This is a genomic window from Micromonospora sp. LOL_021 (genome assembly GCF_048060215.1).
Classification (GTDB): Bacteria; Actinomycetota; Actinomycetes; order Mycobacteriales; family Micromonosporaceae; genus Micromonospora_E.
Genome location: NZ_JBHMIN010000125.1, coordinates 1 through 1,317 on the forward strand (window position 1 = coordinate 1; position 1,317 = coordinate 1,317).

The following is a 1,317-nucleotide window of genomic DNA, read 5'->3' on the forward strand; positions in this document are numbered from 1 at the left end:
TGTCAAGCCCCGGGTTTGATGGAGAGTTGGTTATCTGGTTTTCAGGGATGCGGTGACCGGTCGGGTCATCGCGTGTAGCGCTTCGTACTCGGCGGGCGGGACGTGGCCGAGCTCGCCGTGCAGGCGGCGGTTGTTGTACCAGTCGATGTACTCGACGGTGGCCATCTCCAGGTCGTCGAGACCGCGCCACGGACCCCTGTTGCGGACGAGTTCGGCCTTGTACAGGGAGTTGAACGCCTCGGCCATGGCGTTGTCGTACGAGTCGCCCCGGGAGCCGACCGAGGCGACGGCGCCGGCTTCGGCGAGCCGTTGGCTGTAGCGAATCGCCCGATATTGGACTCCCCGGTCGGAGTGGTGCACGAGTCCGCCCAGGTCAGCGCCCTGATTCTCGCGGCGCCAGATCGCCATCTTCAGCGCGTCGAGCGCCAGATCCGTGTACAGGCTGGTGGCCACCTGCCAGCCGACGATCACCCGGGAGTACACGTCGAGGACGAACGCCGCGTACACCCAACCCACGGCGGTACGCACGTAGGTCAGGTCGGCGACCCACAGCCGATTCGGGCCCGCCGCGGTGAAGTCGCGTTCGACCAGGTCAGCGGGCCGGCTGGTCTCGGCGGCGGGCCGGGTCGTGCGCGGTGACCTGTCGCGCAGCAGCCCACGCAGTCCGGACTCACGCATCAGCCGCTCGACCGTGCACCGGGCCACGTTGACGCCCTGCCGGTGCAGCTCGTGCCAGATCTTGCGGGCTCCGTAGACGCCGTAGTTGGCAGCGTGGACCTGTGCGATCATCGCGGTCAGCTCTTCGTCGCGCCTCGATCGGGCCGAGGCGGGGCGGGCCTTGGCGGCGTAGTAGGTCGATGGTGCGATCCCGGCGGGCGTGTCGTGCAGCGCCCGCAGGACCGGCTGGACACCGTGTTCGGCCTTCTGGGAGTCGACGAACTCCACTCTCATCGCGACGGACGGTCCAGCTCCGCCGCGAAGAAACTCGCGGCGGATTTCAGGATCTGGTTCGCCCGCCGCAGCTCACGGACCTCCCGTTCCAGCGCGGCGATGCGGTCGGCGTCGCCGCTGGTGGTGCCCGGACGGTCGCCGGCGTCGGTCTCGGCCTGCCTCACCCAGACCCGCAGCGCCTCGGGGTGCACGCCGAGCTGGTCGGCGATCCGCCGGATCGCGCCGACAGCGGACGCCGGGTCCCGGCGCGCGTCGAGGGCCAACCGGGTCGCACGCTCACGCAGCTCATCGGAGTACTTCTTCGGTGCGGGCATCGCTGGTGTTCCTTCCAGGTTTCGATGTATCCATCAAACCCGGTGCGGGACA

Annotated in this window: 1 protein-coding gene; it reads right to left on the minus strand. The window is 69.0% G+C overall.

All coding sequences use genetic code 11. From position 1 onward, the window contains the following. Window positions 1-30 precede the first annotated feature (30 nt). Window positions 31-1,265, minus strand: a protein-coding gene (locus tag ACFHWT_RS31260) for an IS3 family transposase (protein WP_416598288.1) whose coding sequence is annotated in 2 segments (ribosomal slippage) — window positions 31-986 and window positions 986-1,265 — 1,236 coding nt in all. Because the reading frame shifts where the segments join, the coding sequence is not laid out codon by codon here. Window positions 1,266-1,317: the final 52 nt, after the last annotated feature.